This window comes from uncultured Citricoccus sp. (genome assembly GCF_937871995.1).
Classification (GTDB): domain Bacteria; phylum Actinomycetota; class Actinomycetes; order Actinomycetales; family Micrococcaceae; genus Citricoccus.
This window is the reverse complement of the sequence record NZ_CALMQR010000068.1, coordinates 1-15,391: the sequence shown is the minus strand read 5'-3', so window position 1 is coordinate 15,391 and position 15,391 is coordinate 1. Positions and strand designations below refer to the sequence as shown.

Here is a 15,391-nt window from a genome sequence, read left to right as displayed (position 1 = left end):
GACCGGTGGTGCGGGAGGATCCTCGCCGGTTGCCCCGGATGCCCCGCGTGCCGGCCTGGCCCCCCGCTCCGCGGGCGGGCCCACCGGATCGCTCACGGCGTCGCCTCCGCATCCAGCATGCTGCCCTCCTCGCCCAGGCTCACGCCGATCCGTGGTCCGGCCAGCTCATCGGGGATGTCCCCGGCCACCGCCGCCGTCACGAGCAGCTGCTCTGCATCGGCGGTCAGGGCGGCCAGCCGGGCCCGGCGTCCCTCGTCGAGCTCGGCGAAGACGTCGTCCAGGATGAGCACGGGCCGGGCGTCGGGGTCCGGGTCGTCCGCGATCAGCACCCGGTAGCTGGCCAGTTTCAGGCCCAGGGCCATCGACCAGGTCTCCCCGTGGGAGGCGAAGCCCTTGGCCGGAGCCGGTCCCAGGGTCAGGGCGAGGTCGTCCCGATGGGGGCCGACGAGGGTGACCCCGCGGTCCCGCTCCTGCTTCCGGTGGGACTCGAGTTCGGTCAGCAGTGCCTCGTAGAGCTCCTGCTCACCGGGAACGGTCCCGTGCTGGCCACCGGCCAGCGGGACCGTCGACTCGTAGGTGAACCCCGCCGCCTTCCGCCCCTGCGCGAGAGCCGCGTAGGACTCGGTCAACGGCACGGCGAGCATCTGCAGGACATGGAGCCGGCCGTTGAGCACCCGGGCGCCGGCACGGGAGAGGTGCTCGTCCCAGACGGCCAGGGTGTGGTCGTGCTCCTCGGACCAGGTCCGGGAGACCTTGGCGTTCTTCAGCAGGGCGTTGCGCTGGCGCAGGACCCGGTCGTAGTCACTGCGGGCGTCTCCGAGGGCGGGACGGAGCTGGACCACCAGGTCGTCGAGGAACCGCCGGCGCACCGTGGGATCACCGTTGACCAGGGACAGGTCCTCCGGGGCGAAGAGGACGGAGCGCAGCAGTCCCAGTGCCTCCCGCGCCCGCTGCGGCGCCCCACGGTTGATGGCCGCCCGGTTCGACCTGCCCGGGTTGATCTCGATCTCGACGGCGACCGCCCGGTCACCGCGGTGGACCCGGCCGCGGATGATGGCCTGGGTGGCACCGAAGCGGACCAGGGGGGCGTCGTGGGAGACCCGGTGCGATTCCTGGGTGGCCAGGTACCCGATGGCCTCGACGACGTTGGTCTTGCCCACTCCGTTCGACCCGACGAGGACGTTGGGACCCGGCGCCAGGTCGAGCTCGGCCCGGTGGTATGACCGGTAGTCGGTGAGGGAGAGGTGGGACAGATGCACGAAGCTTGCGGCCTGCTTTTCGTCAGTGGGTCAGGCGAACCGGCATGACCAGGTACCGGTAGTCGTCCTGTTCCGGTGCATCCGGCTCCTGCTGGGCCGTCATCAGGGCCGGTTTCGGAGCGGTGGTGAAGGAGAACCGCACGTAGGGGGCGTCGATGACGTTCAGTCCCTCGCCCAGGTAGGAGGGGTTGAAGGCGACGGTGATCTCATCGCCCTCGAGGGCCGCGTCCAGCGACTCGTTGGCGGAGGCGTCGTTGCCGGTACCGGCGTCCAGGGCCACCTGGCCGTCGGTGAACACCATCCGCACGGCGGTGTTCCGCTCGGCGACGAGCTTCACGCGGTTCACGGCCTCGACCAGTGGGCCGGTCGCCACCACGGCGTGGATCGGGCTCGATTCCGGGAACAGGGCCCGGATCTTGGGGTACTCCCCGTCTACCAGCACGCTCGTGGTGCGGCGGCCGCCGGAGGAGAAGCCGACGAGGTCCGAGGTGGAGGACTCCTTCGGCAGGCGGAGCTCCAGGTCTCCGCCACCGGCCAGGGACTTGGCGACCTCGGTCAGTGTCCGGGACTTCACCAGCAACGAGGTGGAGATCGAGGGGTCGGCCGGGGACCAGGTGAGTTCCTTGAGCGCCAGGCGGTAACGGTCCGTGGCCAGGAACGTGATCCGGTCGCCCTCGATCTCGAGCTTCACGGCGGTGAGGATGGGCAGGGTGTCGTCCCTCGAGGCGGCGACGGTGACCTGCGCGACGGCGTGGGCGAAGGCGGTGCCGTCCACCGTGCCCGCCGACTCGGGGAGCTCGGGGAGGGCGGGGTACTCCTCGACGGGCATGGTGGCCAGGTCGAACCGCGAGTTCCTGCACGTCACGATGACCTTGGAGCCCTCGGTCTCGACGGTGACGGGCGCGGCCGGAAGCGATCGGACGATGTCATTGAGCAGGCGCCCGGAGACGAGGATCTTGCCGGGGGTCTCGATGTCCGCCTCGATCTCCAGCTGCGCCGAGGTCTCGTAGTCGAAGCTGGCGATGGAGACAAGACCGTCCTCGGCGGTGATGAGCAGTCCTGACAGGACCGGCACCGGGGGGCGGGGCGACAGGGATCGGGCGGTCCAGGACACGGCGTCCGTCAGGATGTCCCGCTCAACGGTGAACTTCACAGAAGTATCCGCCTTTCTCGCAGACGGCAGGTCTTGTCGTTCGGCTCCACCGGGACGTCCACCCGCCTGGAGCCCCCTCGTACACACCGATGACCGGGTGCCGTGTCAGCTTACCGTGACTCGCCGGTGCCGCGAATGACACAAAAATCGCCGGTGATGTGATTCAGGGGGCCGTGACCGGGTGGACGAGGGCGGCGGTCCGGTCGGGGCGGAGGCGCAGCGTTAATGTTCTTGGGATTTTTCTATTAACAGGGATTAGTAGTGTTAATAAGTGCTGTGGAAACTGTGGATAACCCTTCTGGAGGGCCCCGGGCCGGGGAAGGGCCTGTGGATGTCCCGGTGGATCCTCTTCGGCCGTCCTGTGAGCCCATTGTGCACAACTTCGGCGGCGAAATCGGTGAATTCACAGGGGACCCCCCGGTTATCCAGAAGCTGACCCCGGTGCTCCACTTAAGCATCCACAGGTTTATCCACAGCTGTGGGTTGGTCTACGAAATACCGGGCCTGCGCCTGTGGAAAGTTGTGGATAACTGTGGACAAGCACGGTGTAAAGCCGCCATCGGCCCGGATCGTCCTGTGGAACGACCTTGTAGTTAAGGGTGAAGGTCGATCGCTTTACCGCGGTCAGCGATGGCCGATGGCGGTAAAGCTCGATCAGCGTGAGCGCTGCTGCTGCTTGATCCGGTTCGTCAGTTCGGTGACCTGGTTGTAGATGGTCCGCCGTTCCGCCATGAGTTCGCGGATCTTGCGATCCGCGTGGATGACGGTGGTGTGGTCACGACCGCCCAGCTCCTGGCCGATCTTGGGCAGGGACATCTCGGTGAGCTCGCGCAGCAGGTACATCGCGATCTGCCGGGCCGTGACCAGGGTCCGGGTCCTGGACTTCGAGACCAGCTCGTCCATCGTCAGGTTGAAGTAGGCCGCCGTCTCGTTGATGATCGTCGGCGCCGTGATCTCGTGGGCATCCTCGTCTGTGATCAGGTCCCTGAGCACCTGCTCGGCCAGCTGGATGCCCACGGGCTGCTTGTTGAGCGAGGCGAAGGCGGTGACGCGGATCAGCGCCCCCTCCAGCTCACGGATGTTCGTGGAGATGTTGGACGCGATGTACTCGAGGACCTCGGGCGGAGCGGTCAGTCCCTCAGCCTCGGCCTTCTTGCGCAGGATGGCGATGCGCGTCTCGAGGTCCGGCGGCTGGATGTCCGTGATCAGCCCCCACTCGAAGCGGGAGCGCAGCCGGTCCTCGAAGCCGGAGAGCTGCTTGGGGGGCAGGTCGGAGGTGATCACGACCTGCTTGTTGTTGTTGTAGAGCGTGTTGAAGGTGTGGAAGAACTCCTCGACGGTGGCTTCCTTGTCCGCCAGGAACTGGATGTCGTCGATGAGCAGGATGTCCACGTTGCGGTACACCTGCTTGAAGCTGGCGCCCTCGTCGTGGCGGATGGAGTTGATGAAGTCGTTGGTGAACTCCTCGGAGTTCACGTAGCGCACCCGCAGCCCCGGGTACAGGTGCCGCGCATAGTGCCCGATGGCATGGAGCAGGTGCGTCTTGCCCAGGCCGGACTCACCGTAGATGAACAACGGGTTGTACGCCTTGGCCGGGGCCTCGGCGACGGCGTTGGCCGCGGCGTGCGCGAACCGGTTCGAGGAACCGATCACGAAGGTCTCGAAGTGGTACCGCGGATTCAGCCGGCTCGTCTCGTCGGAGGTCGACGGCGGCGCCGGGGCGGGCGCCGGCGGCATCGACCGCACCGGTGAACCCGCCGAGCGGGCCAGGGGGATCTCCGGGACCGGTGCGGCCTGGGCCGGCCTCGGGGGCTCGGACTCCAGGGGGGCGGTGAGCGTGGAATCGATCGAGTACGCGCAGAGGATCTCGGTGCGGAACACGTCCTGCAGCGCGGCCGCGAGGGAGTCCTTCAGCTGGGTCTGCAGCACCTCGCGGGTGAGCTCGTTCGGCACGGCCAGCAGCAGCGTATTGCCGATCAGCCCCTGTGCCTGGGCCAGTCCGATGTGCCCGCGCTGCCGGGGAGAGACCCTGTCGTCCTCCTCCAGGGTACGGACCACCTTGCGCCACGAGCTGCTGACAGCCTCATCTGCGACCATGGGGTGTGGGGGTCCTTCCTGACGGGGTAGGCCTCGAGTCTACCGGTAATCCACAGGGTTATTCACAGGGGGTGGATAACCCTGTGGATGAACGCGGCTCCCCTCCCGGAATGACGCGGCAGGGGATGTGGACCCACTGCAACGGGCCCGGGAGTGTCGACTGCCGGTGGCGCGTGCTGCTCCGTGAGGGCCCCGGGGACATCGAGGGGAGAGCCGAGGGGCACCGGAGGGGACGGCGCAGGAACGGCGCAGGAAGGGTGCGTGGGCCCCGGCGGACCCGAGGGCAATTTGACCTTGGCTCGTGGGCCTCCGTAAACTTGGTTGGTCCCCGTGGGGCTGATTGCGCATGCGCAGAACCGTCCAGGTGTTCCTGGTCCGGTCGCGGAGCGCCGACAGCCGGCGGACACCGGTCCGGGCCCAGCCCATACGGTCCGGAGTCCCGTACGGGGAAGTCCTAGTCAGAGCGTCTACCGGTTCTTCCCCCAGGTACAACGGGTCCGGGCGCATACACACGTTGTGGAGAATTCAAAGTGAGCAAGCGGACTTTTCAGCCGAATAACCGCCGCCGTGCCAAGAAGCACGGTTTCCGCGCCCGGATGCGCACCCGCGCCGGCCGCGCCATCCTGGCGACCCGCCGTTCCAAGGGCCGCACCGAACTGTCCGCCTGACCCAGCCTGAGGCTGGCCAGTAGAGCGGACACGACGGCGTGCTGCCCCGCGACAGACGGGTACGCACCCCCGCGGACTTCTCCCAGACACTGCGTTCCGGCGCCCGGGCAGGGCGTCGGAACGTTGTCGTGTCCGCCTACCCCCAGGATCCCGACGCCGGCCCCCTCAGGGCCGGTTTCGTCGTCTCCAAGGCGGTCGGGAACGCGGTGACCCGCAACCGGGTCAAGCGCCGGCTCCGGGCCGCGGTCGCGGAGCAGTTCAACGGCCCCCTCAGGGGGCACCCGGGCGCCACGATCGTCGTGCGCGCCCTGCCGCCGTCGGGCGAGGCGGACTGGGACAGCCTGAAGAAGGACCTGGACTCCGCCCTGTCCTCCGCACTGCGCAAGGCCGAGGGCCGACGCCGGACCGCGGTGACCTCGCCGTGACCGACCAGTCCCCCTTCACGACCCTGCCGGGATCCACCGTCTGGGGACCGCTGCGCGCCCTGCCGTCGATGCTGCTCGGCTGGCTGCTGATGGCCTACCGCGCGGTGATCTCGCCGACCTACGGCCAGGTGTGCCGCTACTTCCCGTCCTGCTCGGCCTATGCGCTGGAGGCGGTGCACGTCCACGGAGCGACGCGCGGCGCGTGGCTCTCGGCCCGCCGGCTGGCCCGGTGCCACCCGTGGTCCAGCGGCGGGGTCGACGCCGTCCCGCCCGGTCGCAGGATTTGGCCACCGGGACGCAGACCCAAGATCATTGACCTGAACCATCCCGTCATTCCGCCGGATCCGCCGGAGGAGCAGTAGGAGACCATGGACTTCTTCGCAATCATTCTCTGGCCCTTCAAGTGGGTGATGTCCTGGATCCTCGGTGCGTTCCACACCGTCCTGGACTGGCTCGGCATGGACCCCAACAGCGGTCTCACCTGGACGCTGTCGATCATCCTGCTGGTGATCCTCGTCCGCACCCTGCTGATCCCGCTGTTCGTCAAGCAGATCAAGTCGCAGCGTGCCATGCAGGCCATGCAGCCCGAGATCCAGAAGCTGCAGGCCAAGTACAAGGGCAAGACCGATCAGCTCTCCCGTCAGGCCATGGCGATGGAGCAGCAGGCCCTGTTCAAGGAGCACGGCACCAGTCCGTTCGCGGCGTGCCTGCCGATGCTCGTGCAGATGCCGTTCTTCTTCGCGCTGTTCCAGATCCTCTCCGGGGCCGGGGCGGCTGCCGAACGGGGCGAGGGCGAGGCCGCCCTGAGCGCGGACCAGATCCGGTCCTTCGGCGATGCCATCTTCCTCGGCGCGCCCATGCAGTCCACGTTCCTGGGCTCGCTGGGTGAGAACCTGAACGTGGCCGTCATCATCGTCTCGCTCGTCATGATCATTCTCATGACGGCCTCGCAGTTCTACATGCAGAAGATGCTGATGAGCAAGAACATGTCCGAGGCGGCGATGACCGGGCCGTTCGCCCAGTCGCAGAAGTTCATGCTCTACATCCTCCCGCTGGTGTTCGGCATCGGTGGCATCAACTTCCCCATCGGCGTGCTGATCTACTGGACGGCCACCAACTTCTGGGCCGTGGGGCAGCAGATGTGGATCATCCGCAACAACCCGACCCCCGGTTCGCTGGCCGAGCGCGAGCTCAATGAGCGACGCGCGGCCAAGGGACTGCCGCCCGTGGGCAAGGCCGCCCAGGAGGCAGCGGCGAAGGCCGAGGCGGAGGCTGCCCGGGTGCAGCAGGCCGGCCAGCGCCAGCAGCCCAAGCGGCAGACCAAGAAGAGGAGAAAGTGATGACCGACGTGTCAGCATCGCCCCACGGGGACGTCCCGGAGACCACGGACTCCGTGGAGGTCGCCGGCGAGTCGGTCGACCGTGCCGTGGTCGACACCGTCGGCCAGCCTGCGGACACCACGGTCGACGAGCCCGCGGCTGACTCCGTCGAGGGCTCCGAGGGCTCCGGTGCGGACGACCCGGACGACTCGGACGGGCCGGAGGCCTCCGCATCCAGGACGGCGAAACGCCTCGAGGAGGAGGGTGACATCGCCGCCGACTACGTCGAGGAACTCCTGGACATCTCCGACATCGACGGGGACATCGACATCGAGGTCCGCAATGGCCGCACCTACCTGTCCGTGATCGCCGAGGACGGCGATGACCGCCTCCGCGACCTCGTGGGCCGGGACGGGAAGGGCCTGGAGGCCCTGCAGGAGCTCGTCCGTCTTGCCGTGCTCTCCGCGACCGGCAACCGGTCCCGTCTGGTCCTGGACATCGCCGGTTACCGGGCCCGCCGGGCCACCGAGCTCGAGGCCGAGGCACAGGACGCCGTGGAGCGGGTCCGCCAGACCGGTGAACCGGTTCATCTCAAGCCCATGGGTGCCTACGAGCGCAAGGTCGTCCACGACGTCATCGCCGACGCCGGCATGGTGAGCGAGTCCGAGGGCGAAGGACCCCGCCGGCACGTGGTGGTCTCTGCCGGTGACTGATCCGATCGAGGAAGGCGTCCAGGAGCCCCCGGCGCTGTCCGGTGCCCTGCTGGAGGCGGCCGAGGAGCTCTTCGGAGACCGTCTCGACCTGGCCCGGCGCTACGTGGAGCACTTGGCGTCGACCGGGATCGAGTGGGGCCTGCTGGGCCCGCGTGAGGTCCCCCGCCTGTGGGAACGGCACGTGCTGAACTGTGCCGTCGTCGGCGACCTGCTGCCGGAGGGGGCGCTGGTGGCCGATGTCGGCTCCGGTGCCGGCCTGCCCGGTCTCGCCCTGGCGCTGGCCCGTCCGGACTGCCAGTTCATCCTGATCGAACCCTTGGAGCGTCGGGTCGCCTGGCTCGACATGGTGGTGGATGACCTCGGTCTCGAGAACGTTGACGTGGTCCGGGCACGTTCTGAACAGGTGGTGGGCAACGTCGTCGTGGACGTGGTCACGGCTCGCGCCGTCTCCGCCCTGAAGACCCTCGTGCCGATGACCGTGCCCCTGCTCCAGGGCAGCGGGGAACTGTTGGCGATCAAGGGGCGCAGCGCCGCCGACGAGGTCCGGACGGCCGCCAAGGTGCTGAAGAAGCACAAGTGTTCCACCCCGGTGATCGAGACCGTGGGTGGGGACCTGCTTGCCGAACCGACCACGGTCGTACGGGTCGCCGTCGGGCGGGGCCGCTGAGCAGTAGGCTGGATACGCCGATCGATCCGTTGGAGGATCGAGGTCGCTGTCTTATCAACCTCGGGAGGTTGTTTTCTTGACCGATGAGTCAGGTGTTGCACGTGGAACAGAGCCGTCCGTGATCTCCGACGGAGGTCATGAGGGCTTGACCCCGTTGACCCAGGAGGCAGCTCAGGAGAGCCGCCGACGGGCCAAGCTGCGTTCCCGGAAGCTCCCCAAGCCGCGTGAGACGCGCATCATCACGGTGTCCAACCAGAAGGGCGGGGTCGGGAAGACCACGACCAGCGTGAACCTGGCCGCCGCGATGGCGCGCGCCGGGATGCACGTGCTGGTCGTGGACATCGATCCACAGGGAAATGCCTCCACCGCCCTGGCCATTCCGCACACCTCCGATGTTGACAGTGTTTACGACGTGCTGATCGACGAGCTGCCCCTGGCAGACGTCGTTCAGCCGTGCCCCGATGTCGACGGCCTGATCGTCGCGCCCGCGACGATCGACCTCGCCGGCGCGGAGATCGAACTGGTCTCCCTCGTGGCCCGGGAGCAGCGCCTGTCCCGGGCGCTGACGCAGTACTTCGGGTATCGCGAGAGGGAGGGGTTGCCGCGCCTGGACTTCGTCTTCATCGACTGCCCCCCAAGCCTGGGGCTGCTCACGGTCAACGCGTTCGTGGCGGCCGGCGAGGTCCTCATCCCGATCCAGACGGAGTACTACGCCCTGGAGGGCCTCTCCCAGCTCCTCAAGAACATCGAGATGATCCAGAAGCACCTGAACGGTGCGCTGCGGGTGTCCACGATCCTGCTGACCATGTACGACGGTCGCACGAACCTGGCCACGCAGGTGGCCTCGGAAGTCCGTGAACACTTCCCCAACGAGGTACTCAGTGCAGTGATCCCGCGCAATGTCCGGATCTCCGAGGCGCCGAGTTATCAGCAGTCGGTCCTGACCTACGATCCCCAGTCGACGGGGGCCCTCTCCTACCGGGAAGCTGCCGTGGAGATCGCCGAACGTGGACACGCGTCCGGGTACTGACTGACCCGCTGGAGGCGGTACTCCCGACTAGCCAGCGTCTCGTCGTCCTGGGCGTCACGTCGTGAATCACGGGGTTCTGCTGGCGTCTCCGGTGGGCTGAGCGGTTGTCAAGCGTTTGGGGTTGTCTACTAAACGGTCCTCTAGGGGATTGGCGCGGGTCGCTTAACGGTGGGTAGTCTCACGTGAAGCCCGACGATACGTCGGCCCCGAAGCGTTGAGTTGTTCATTCCCGCTGTCGGGAGTGCAGCATCTCCTCTGACCTACCTGTGGTATCCCCCAATGATGACGTTTCACGTGAAACGTCCGCCGGTAATGGAGTCGAGGGTTTGGCCCTGCGTCCGCAGGCAGCTGTCGTGAATACCGGGCCGGCTCTGTCGTGCGCTCGTTGACACCAGAGACCCGGTAGGGCCGGAACCGCCCAAGGGGGGCGGCCTAGGGAGCGGCGGCGGTGGCGGCTGCCCACTGCGATCCCCTGTGCTCCGCGCACCCATGGCCACCGCGAAAGTGCGGCGTTTCACGTGAAACCGCCTTCGAACACGATGGCCCGATCGTGTCATCAGTTCCTGGCTCTTCCTCTTGTTCTCCTGCGCGGTCACCCCGCGGGGCGAGGACCACCACCCGAAGCTTCGGAGTGAAGGAGTACAAGGAGCCGACGACCGTCCACTATTCCTCACGGCGACGTCGACCCTGCCCTAACTCTCGTTGAGCGTCTGTAGTGCAGACCTGCTGGAATCTGAGGTAGGTGGACGGTGTATGTTAAGCGCTGCTCCGCGCCGAGGACGGGCGCCGTTCTTTTGTCGAGTACACAGTGGCCCTCGACGGGTGATGGCACTGGTTGACTCGCGGATGGCTTTGGTCACGGCGTCATCCGGTGCGCGCAGCCGCGAGTGAGGTCACCCGACAAGAGTTTTGCAGTACGCGATGTGTGCGATCGTTTCACGTGAAACGCCGCCCGGTCCGGCTGGCCGTTCCCCCGCGTTGAAGGTCGAGCGAACAGGGGTGCGTGTTTCACGTGGAACCAGGCCGGAGCGTCGCGCAAGAAAGGCGTCTCATTCCCAGGGGGGCTCGGTGGACAGGCGCCCATCGACTCCGCACATCCAAACCTCGATGTCCCTGCGGGCCCGAACGTGGCATGTCGGGAGGCGTTGTCGCTGCGCCGGTAACGACGGATACACGCACCTTCTATGCCTACCCTCGAACGGAGAAGCTCACGTGGTGATAGACGACGGAGGGGCGCGTGACCTGTCGGTCGACGTAGGGTGTTTCACGTGGAACGTGCCCCAGGTACCAGCCATCGCGTCAGAATTTGAGGCGCTCGTGTATCGCCATGGCCGCTCTGCCGCCCCGGGCAGCCGGCGGTGGAGGAACATCACCCTGGACGGCGCCCTACGACGCGAGGCGGCCCTGGTACCTATCGATATAGCATGGGGCTGCCGCGAGAAGCGCCCACCTTCCACGTTGAGAACAAGAGATGGAAGCGTCATGCGGGAGGCAAGTGACGGAGCATGTTTGTGCTCCTCCCGAGATCGGCCATCGTGTGTCTCCAGTTCCACGTGAAACACTATTCGAGAGTGCCCTCGCATGGCGAGACACAGGAGCACAGTGACCTGTCTGGAGGGGCACAGCGGATGGTGCCTCTTTGATTCCATCGAACGCGTCTCAAGGCACGTTTCACGTGAAACGGCCCCTCATACTTCTCACGGCCTGATGACGTGTGCTCCGAATGATGTGTATTGCCGTGGGAGAGGCGTCGTTCCTTGGAGGCCGTACACCTCCCCATGACCCGCACCGGGGGCCGAAATCTGCGGTTTCACGTGAAACAACCTAGAATAGAAGGTGACGTTGTCGCGATCTGAGGAGAATGCGTGAAGAAGAACCGGCGTGGACTGGGTCGGGGACTAGGAGCGCTCATTCAGAGCACTGTCCCCGACGAGGATCTCAGGGAGTCCGACGACTCGTCCGCCTCCCCTGCGCCCGAGGAGACGCCGAGGTCCCCGTCCGACGTACGTCTTCAACCTCCCGTGCTCGATGCCGAGAACACTCCCGCGGTCACTGATCCCGAAGCGGCAGAGTCATCGACGGCCCAGAAGCACGCTGACGAGGTGGACATCGCAGCCGGGCCGCAGGCTGAACACCCACCACAGGATGGGGTGGACGAGGGGCGGCAGACTTCTGAGGACGGCATCGCTCAGCGGTACCTGAGCACGCCGGAGTCTGCCCCTGCCCAACAAACGCATGCTCGCGAGGCACGGCGGCCCGTCGACGTCTTCTTCCCGGATCGCAGGACCGAGTCACCTGCTGGGACGGGAGAACGGAAACAGCCGGGCGCTCGGCCCGCCACGTCCTCGAACGGACGCCGGCGCCCGACCATGCCGTCATTGGAGCCGCGGGCCGTGCGGTCGCCCAAGAACGCCGAGCAGCCCAGTGCCGGAGCCGATGTAGATCAACCGGAAAAGGGTGATCAAAAGCCGGACGCAACCGACTCGCGCGATTCGCCCGAGATCGTCACTCACCTCGCTGCGGAAACTCGGTTCTCCGGGACCGCTGGGACCGCGGAACTGCGCTCCATCGCCGTGGCGGACATCCACCCCAATCCCCGTCAGCCCCGAGAGGTCTTCGACGAGGACGACATGGACGAGCTGGTGGCGTCCATCCGTGAGGTCGGGGTACTCCAGCCGATCGTCGTCCGACCCGTTGAGGGGTTAAGTCCCTACGAACTGGTCATGGGTGAGCGGCGCTGGCGTGCGAGTCAACGGGCCGGCCTGGAGCACATTCCCGCGATCGTCCGTCACACCGCTGATACCGCCCTGCTCCGCGATGCCCTTCTGGAGAACCTGCACCGCAGCCAGCTGAACCCCCTGGAGGAGGCCGCTGCCTATGAGCAACTCCTGGAGGACTTCGAGTGCACCCAGGATGAGTTGTCGAACCGTATCGGTCGCTCTCGTCCACAGATCTCCAACACCCTGAGGCTTCTCAAGCTGCCCCCCTTGGTGCAGCGCCGGGTGGCGTCAGGTGTCCTGTCCGCTGGGCATGCCCGGGCACTGCTGGGGCTGGTCGATCCGGGTGAGATGGAGAAGCTTGCACAGAAGATCGTGTCCGAGGGACTGTCCGTTCGCGCCACCGAGGAATTGGTGTCGTTGCACGAGGGCGTCAGGCAGGCGAAGTCGAAGCCCCGTGCGCCCCGGACGGAACGGCATGAGCGGCTGGACTACCTGGCCAATTCCCTGACGGACCAGCTGGACACCACGGTCAAGATCACCCTGGGTGCCCGCAAGGGGAAGATCGCCATCGACTTCGCCTCCGTGGAAGATCTCAATCGGATCATGGCCCTGATCGACCCGTCAGGATCTAAAGCAATGAAGGTCTAATCCGCTGTTAGACCATGAGTAATGGGCTTTTAAGCATGCTCAACAGACAGGAAGACCCCGTTCCTTGAGGAACGGGGCCTTCCTGTAAACCGGTGTTCAGTCGTGACTCGTCACTTGAGGTACTCCGCGAACTCGGCCTCCAGGACCTGCTTCGGCTTCGCGCCGATGGAGGTGGCGACCTTCTCGCCTCCCTTGAAGACCATCACGGCGGGGATGCTGGTGATCCCGTAGGTGGAGGCCGCCTGCGGGTTGTCGTCCACGTTCAGCTTGGCCACGGTGATCTTGTCCGCGTTCTCGACGGCCAGCTCCTCCAGCACGGGGGTGAGCATGCGGCACGGGCCGCACCACTCGGCCCAGAAGTCGACCAGTACGGGCTTGTCCGAGTTCAGGACCTTCTCCTGGAAGTCCTGGTCGGTGACGTCAATGGTGCTCATGGTTCCTCCTGGTTTGGGTGTTCGATGGGGTGGACCGGAGGTCCACCCGAGTGTGTGGTGCCGACACGCTACCGCGCAGCGGCGGCCAGGTCCTTGACGTCCGCGAGGTAGTGCTCGACGTCCTGGGCGGCCACGCAGCCACTGCCCGCCGCCGTGATGGCCTGACGATAGGTGGGGTCGGTGACGTCGCCGGCGGCGAAGACTCCGGGGACGGAGGTGCGGGAGCTGGGGTACTCGACCTTGATGGTCCCCTTGTCCGTCAGCTCGACCTGGTCCCGGACGAGATCGACCCGTGGGTCGGAACCGATGGCGACGAACAGGCCGGTGACGTCCAGGGTCGACTCGGCACCGGTCTTGAGGTTGCGCAGGCCGAGGCTCTTGAGCTTGTCCTCGCCGTCCAGGCCGGTGACCTCGGTGTCCCACACGAAGTTGATCTTCTCATGGGCCAACGCGCGGTCGGCCATGGTCTTGGAGGCCCGCAGCTCATCCCGGCGATGGATGACGGTCACGGTCGAGGCGAACTTCGTCAGGAAGAGTGCCTCCTCCATGGCGGAGTCCCCACCGCCGACGACGGCGATGTTCTGGTCGCGGAAGAAGAAGCCGTCGCAGGTGGCGCACCAGCTGACGCCGTGTCCGGAGAAACGCTTCTCGCCGTCCACTCCCAGCTCGCGGTAGGCGGACCCGGTCGCCAGGATGACCGCGTGGCTGCGGAACTCGGTGCCGTTGCCCAGGGTCACCACCTTGGGATCGGTCGTGAGGTCGACGTTGACGACGTCCTCGTAGAGGACCTCCGCACCGAACCGGGTCGCCTGCTTCTCCAGGTGCGACATCAGCTCGGGGCCCATGATCCCCTCGGGGAAGCCCGGGAAGTTCTCCACGTCGGTGGTGTTCATCAGCTCGCCACCGGCGGTCACGGAGCCTGCCACCACGAGGGGGTTCAGGTTGGCGCGTGCGGCGTAGATCGCGGCGGTGTATCCCGCCGGTCCCGATCCGATGATGACGACGTCACGCACGACGTCGGTGGACTCAGCAGCCTCGGTCACAGTACTTCCTTCACGGTGAGGGGGTTCTCTAGGGTGGAACACCACCATAGGGGAACGTATTCCGTGCACCGCACGCACTACCGCCCGGAGGAACAGCGTTTCCCCGGGCGGAGCGGGGTGGGGCTACTGCACCTCTACTTCGGCGATCCTCAGGCCGTAGGGGAGGTTTGCGGAGGCATTGGAGAGTTGCGGCAGCTCGGTGAAGTTGATGATCACGTACCGCGCCTCGGCAGGTGCCCCGTTCTCACCGCTCACGGGAACGCTGACCTGCGGTCCGGTGAAGGAGCCCTCGGCGATCTGGCTGGCCCCGTCCAGTTCGGGGGCGTCGTTCAGCAGGACCGAGAAGGAACCGCCGCTGCCGTTGTTCTGGGCGATGTCGACCTGGCTGATGGCGCTGGGTTCCTCGAGTTCGATCACCAACGCCATGGAGTCGGCATAACCGCCGAACACCGGCTGCGCGAACGAGAACGTCTGCCAGGCGGTCGCGGGGTTGCCGTCGATCGCGTTGGCCAGCGTGTTGTCCGTGTCAGCGCTCAGTTGCGGATTGTCCGGGACCAACCGGGTGGCCCCGGCGATCACCGGCTCGGGGAGGTCGGATGCCCCCTCCTGCTCGGTGGGCCCCTCTGCGGCCGGGGAGGACGTGGTGTCCTCTCCGGGGCCGGCCTGGGGATCGCGATTGTTGCCCAGCAGGTTGAAGGCGAAGACGGCCCCGAGGACGAGCACCAGGGCGAGGATGCCCCCCAGGATCCAGCGGGCGCCACCCGGCTTGTCCTCGTCCTGGTAGTCCTCGTCCTCATAGTCGTCCGCGAAGGCGTCGACGTCCTCGCGACGGTCCGGGGCCGCACCGACGGCGGGAGCCGTGGGGCCCGCGTCCTGAGGCGCATCCCGGCGGTCACCGGCAGCGGCTGCGGTCGCGGCGGTGGCGGCACCGGCGGCCAGCCCCGCAGCCGCTGCGGTGCCGGCACCGCGGCCCTTCCGCCCTGCCGGGTCGTCGCCCTCGTCGTCCGACCACAGGCTGACCTTCGGACGCCGGGGGGCGACATCGGCGTCCTGGCGGTCCGTGGGCTCCACCCCGGCGCCGGAGTCCGGCTCGGCCCCGGCGCTCCCGCCCCGAGTGTCCTGGGCCGCGTCAGTTCCGGCCGCGGCTGCGGAACCGGTCGTCCCCGGACCGGTTCCAGCGTTCGCGGCCGCCGTGGCCGCCGACCCCGTCGCCGC

The 15,391-nt window shown here is 67.0% G+C and carries 13 protein-coding genes and 1 pseudogene; 8 read left to right on the top strand and 6 right to left on the bottom strand.

The annotated features are described in order from the left end of the window. Window positions 1–92: 92 nt before the first annotated feature. From recF to dnaA, 3 genes are all read right to left on the bottom strand, one after another. Window positions 93–1,259 (bottom strand): DNA replication/repair protein RecF, encoded by a 1,167-nt coding sequence (recF, locus tag Q0283_RS07395; RefSeq protein WP_298044071.1) that lies wholly within the window; start codon window positions 1,257–1,259, stop codon window positions 93–95. Window positions 1,260–1,281: 22 nt separating this feature from the next. Continuing rightward, on the bottom strand, window positions 1,282–2,412 hold the full coding sequence (gene dnaN, locus Q0283_RS07390; RefSeq protein ID WP_298044070.1) for a DNA polymerase III subunit beta: 1,131 nt from the start codon (window positions 2,410–2,412) through the stop codon (window positions 1,282–1,284). Window positions 2,413–3,066: 654 nt separating this feature from the next. Beyond that, the gene (gene dnaA / locus Q0283_RS07385; RefSeq protein WP_298044067.1) at window positions 3,067–4,509 is read right to left on the bottom strand and encodes a chromosomal replication initiator protein DnaA; all 1,443 of its coding nucleotides are present in this window, start codon (window positions 4,507–4,509) and stop codon (window positions 3,067–3,069) included. Between the two features lie 530 nt (window positions 4,510–5,039). Between dnaA and rpmH the strand changes: the two genes are divergently transcribed. The 8 genes from rpmH (at window position 5,040) to Q0283_RS07345 (ending at window position 12,699) form a co-directional block, all read left to right on the top strand. Then, the gene (gene rpmH, locus Q0283_RS07380) at window positions 5,040–5,177 is read left to right on the top strand and encodes a 50S ribosomal protein L34 (RefSeq protein ID WP_029139256.1); all 138 of its coding nucleotides are present in this window, start codon (window positions 5,040–5,042) and stop codon (window positions 5,175–5,177) included. Window positions 5,178–5,215: 38 nt separating this feature from the next. Continuing rightward, entirely contained in the window at window positions 5,216–5,602 is a 387-nt protein-coding gene (rnpA, locus tag Q0283_RS07375) for a ribonuclease P protein component (protein WP_298044065.1), read from the top strand. A 68-nt stretch (window positions 5,603–5,670) separates the two neighbouring features. Further along, on the top strand, window positions 5,671–5,964 hold the full coding sequence (gene yidD / locus Q0283_RS07370) for a membrane protein insertion efficiency factor YidD (RefSeq protein ID WP_083843428.1): 294 nt from the start codon (window positions 5,671–5,673) through the stop codon (window positions 5,962–5,964). A gap of 6 nt (window positions 5,965–5,970) precedes the next feature. Beyond that, the gene (gene yidC / locus Q0283_RS07365) at window positions 5,971–6,942 is read left to right on the top strand and encodes a membrane protein insertase YidC (protein WP_298044064.1); all 972 of its coding nucleotides are present in this window, start codon (window positions 5,971–5,973) and stop codon (window positions 6,940–6,942) included. Then, the gene (locus Q0283_RS07360) at window positions 6,942–7,634 is read left to right on the top strand and encodes a R3H domain-containing nucleic acid-binding protein (RefSeq protein WP_298044063.1); all 693 of its coding nucleotides are present in this window, start codon (window positions 6,942–6,944) and stop codon (window positions 7,632–7,634) included. The genes yidC and Q0283_RS07360 overlap by 1 nt, the downstream gene beginning before the upstream one ends. After that, a complete protein-coding gene (rsmG, locus tag Q0283_RS07355) occupies window positions 7,627–8,301 on the top strand; it encodes a 16S rRNA (guanine(527)-N(7))-methyltransferase RsmG (protein WP_298044061.1) in 675 nt (224 codons plus the stop codon). The genes Q0283_RS07360 and rsmG overlap by 8 nt, the downstream gene beginning before the upstream one ends. Before the next feature lie 145 nt (window positions 8,302–8,446). Continuing rightward, on the top strand, window positions 8,447–9,331 hold the full coding sequence (locus Q0283_RS07350; RefSeq protein WP_324589823.1) for a ParA family protein: 885 nt from the start codon (window positions 8,447–8,449) through the stop codon (window positions 9,329–9,331). A 1,865-nt stretch (window positions 9,332–11,196) separates the two neighbouring features. After that, the gene (locus Q0283_RS07345) at window positions 11,197–12,699 is read left to right on the top strand and encodes a ParB/RepB/Spo0J family partition protein (RefSeq protein WP_298044058.1); all 1,503 of its coding nucleotides are present in this window, start codon (window positions 11,197–11,199) and stop codon (window positions 12,697–12,699) included. Window positions 12,700–12,809: 110 nt separating this feature from the next. Here Q0283_RS07345 and trxA read toward each other — a convergent pair whose 3' ends face one another. The 3 genes and pseudogenes from trxA to Q0283_RS07330 form a co-directional block, all read right to left on the bottom strand. After that, window positions 12,810–13,133 carry a thioredoxin gene (gene trxA / locus Q0283_RS07340; protein ID WP_010144882.1) on the bottom strand — a complete coding sequence of 108 codons (324 nt, stop codon included), beginning with the start codon at window positions 13,131–13,133 and terminating at the stop codon, window positions 12,810–12,812. A 68-nt stretch (window positions 13,134–13,201) separates the two neighbouring features. Then, the gene (gene trxB, locus Q0283_RS07335) at window positions 13,202–14,176 is read right to left on the bottom strand and encodes a thioredoxin-disulfide reductase (protein WP_298044056.1); all 975 of its coding nucleotides are present in this window, start codon (window positions 14,174–14,176) and stop codon (window positions 13,202–13,204) included. Between the two features lie 123 nt (window positions 14,177–14,299). Next, a pseudogene (locus Q0283_RS07330) lies at window positions 14,300–15,391 on the bottom strand (hypothetical protein); the annotation flags it as partial.

What these genes read in the sequence shown, in the direction of transcription:
- Q0283_RS07360 (WP_298044063.1), top strand. Translation starts at nt 6,942, where the DNA reads ATGACCGACGTGTCAGCATCGCCCCACGGGGACGTCCCGGAGACCACG.
- dnaA (WP_298044067.1), bottom strand. Translation starts at nt 4,509, where the DNA reads ATGGTCGCAGATGAGGCTGTCAGCAGCTCGTGGCGCAAGGTGGTCCGT.
- yidD (WP_083843428.1), top strand. Translation starts at nt 5,671, where the DNA reads ATGCTGCTCGGCTGGCTGCTGATGGCCTACCGCGCGGTGATCTCGCCG.
- trxA (WP_010144882.1), bottom strand. Translation starts at nt 13,133, where the DNA reads ATGAGCACCATTGACGTCACCGACCAGGACTTCCAGGAGAAGGTCCTG.
- yidC (WP_298044064.1), top strand. Translation starts at nt 5,971, where the DNA reads ATGGACTTCTTCGCAATCATTCTCTGGCCCTTCAAGTGGGTGATGTCC.